The sequence below is a fragment of the Aquiflexum sp. genome, assembly GCF_041751335.1.
Taxonomy (GTDB): Bacteria; Bacteroidota; Bacteroidia; order Cytophagales; family Cyclobacteriaceae; genus Aquiflexum.
The window spans coordinates 1-2,318 of the sequence record NZ_JBGSXS010000145.1; the positions used below are offsets into that span (position 1 = coordinate 1).

At 40.7% G+C, this 2,318-nt stretch carries 3 protein-coding genes; 2 read left to right on the forward strand and 1 reads right to left on the reverse strand.

Going from position 1 to position 2,318, the window contains the following annotated elements; genetic code table 11:
* A partial coding sequence (locus ACEW8U_RS07900; RefSeq protein WP_373521496.1) for a HEAT repeat domain-containing protein occupies positions 1 to 228 on the forward strand: 228 nt, incomplete at its 5' end.
* Positions 229 to 255: 27 nt separating this feature from the next.
* Here the strand turns inward: ACEW8U_RS07900 and ACEW8U_RS07905 are convergent.
* On the reverse strand, positions 256 to 1,824 hold the full coding sequence (locus ACEW8U_RS07905) for an L-serine ammonia-lyase, iron-sulfur-dependent, subunit alpha (RefSeq protein ID WP_373521497.1): 1,569 nt from the start codon (positions 1,822 to 1,824) through the stop codon (positions 256 to 258).
* A 180-nt stretch (positions 1,825 to 2,004) separates the two neighbouring features.
* Between ACEW8U_RS07905 and ACEW8U_RS07910 the strand changes: the two genes are divergently transcribed.
* Positions 2,005 to 2,318: AraC family ligand binding domain-containing protein (locus ACEW8U_RS07910; RefSeq protein ID WP_373521498.1), on the forward strand; the 314-nt coding region annotated here is incomplete at its 3' end.

Genomic DNA, 2,318 nt, shown 5'->3' on the forward strand with positions numbered 1-2,318 from the left:
GCCTTGGGCAAAATGAAGGATCCGGCCATGCTAGATAACTTCAGGAGAATATACGAAGCAGATGAAAGCTATCTGGTAAAGGCACAAGCACTTATAGCGATAGGTGAAAATGGCAATCAATCACAATTGAGATTTCTCACCGAAGCATCAAAAGTCAGATCGCCTAGAAATACATTGAAAATTGCTGCAGAGCGGGCAATGGAGCTGATCCGAAATCCAAACCCCTAGGCTGATATGATGAAGCTTTTCGATTTTTCAACAGCTCTTATAGAAATGTTTCTGGGTAAGCCTAGCTTCGATTTCCTTGGCAGTCTTGGTAATGGATAGTCCTCCCAAATTGGTACATCTCAAAGTGTTGGGGATACTTTTTCCTACCTCATACATGGTCTCGATGACTTCATCCAAAGGAATCAAATGGTCATAATCCGCCAGGGCCATATTGGCACAAGAGAGGGCATTGGAGGCAGCCATCACATTTCTGTTCAGACAAGGGGCCTCAACCCTATTGCCAATGGGGTCACAGATCATTCCCAAGGAACTCTGCAGGGCCATGGAGGCGGCAGAAATACTTTGGTTTAGGTTGCCACCCGCTAAATGGACAATCGCTGCGGCAGCCATTGTGGCACCTGAACCGCATTCAGCCTGACAGCCGCCCACCTCTGCCGCAAAAGTGGAATGTGCGGCAATGAATACTCCTATAAGTCCAGCAATCATTAAAGCTTTGACAGTATCTTCATCTGAAAGTCCCAAAGCATCTGACACACCTAGGACTGCACCCGGCATCGCCCCGCAGGATCCTGCTGTTGGTGCTGCCACGATTACACCCATGGAACTTTTGACTTCCATGATGGCAGATACATACATGATAATCCGGTTCAAAACATCGCCACTGATCAGTTTCCGGTCTTCCATCATGGATTTGAATTTCACAGATTGGGGACCCAATATCCGATCCTCAAACTTGGTTCCTTTCAAGCCCGTTTCTACAGCATTCTTGAGGATAATTCGGATATCATCCATTTTTGAGAGCACTTCTGTTTCAGGGATATTGCCTCGGATGCTTTCATATCTTACTGCCAATTCCCATAAATTCAGATTCTTGTCCTGATTATAGGCCAACATCTCATCGCAGGTAATGAATGGCACGGTTTGATTTTTCCTGGTAAGAACCGGTAACACTGGCCTGATCTGTTTGACTTGTGAGACTTCATCTATTGCTTTCAGTTCCTCAAGAAGAACCTCATCTAAAAAATTCTGGGATGTCAATGCTATAAAAGTACTTGCTCCTGCTTGGATTTCCACTTCCTCAAGGATGTCGGATTGTTGGAGGTAAGTATTTAATTTTTGGGGGGCAGAAGTATACACCAAAGTAACAAAGCTATCTCCTGCTAAGGAAACTTTTACCCCATCTATTTCAATGACTTCAATCATCCCGCCCCCTGTGGAAATGGCGATGACCTGATGCGTTTCCCAAGGATTCCTTAAAGTAATTTGATAGGTATTGGGATGTTCTGCCTGAATGTCTTTGATGTTGATTTTTACCTTAATCCCGGCAGCGCCTATATGCATTTCGGAGTTGACCAATCGCTCGTCATAAGCCTCCCATCCCAAAAAACCCCCAAACAATCCCATATCGGAACCTTGTTCTTTATGCGTAGTGGCCAAAGATCCGCTGGGATCAAAATCAATTTCGATTTCAGAAATCCTTCCATCCATCAGATCATGGCAGATTCTTCCTATTCTCAAAGAAGCTGCACAATGGGAACTGGATGGGCCTCTCATAACCGGACCTACTACATCATTGAAAATACTTGGGAATTTCATATCAGTGTTAATTTATTCTCAATCTAAAATTAATCAAACTTAAGGAAGTCTTTAATATTTAATTTTAACATTTATGTATTCTATCTTACCAATTTCAAATTATTTTATATACTTTTTTGCTAATTCTCATATTTTTTTAATAGATTATATGACATAAATCATTTATTAAAAAGATTTACTATGCAGCCTCTATATTTCAAAGTTCCGAGACTTAAAGAAGAAACAGTACATGTGGAATGTTGGGAATTGGACAGTTTTTTTGAACCAATTCACTATCATGAGGAATTTCAAATCACACTGATTCAGGAGGGAGATGGATCCCTATTTGTTGCTGAAAGCGTAATAGATTTTAAAAAAAATGACATTTATTTATTTGGGAAAAATTTACCTCATGTTTTTAGAAATAATGAATATAGTTTTAAGAGTAGTGGTTTAAAGAAAGCCAAAGCGATTTCTGTTTTTTTCAATCAAGATGTCCTTAAAAATTCTTTAGG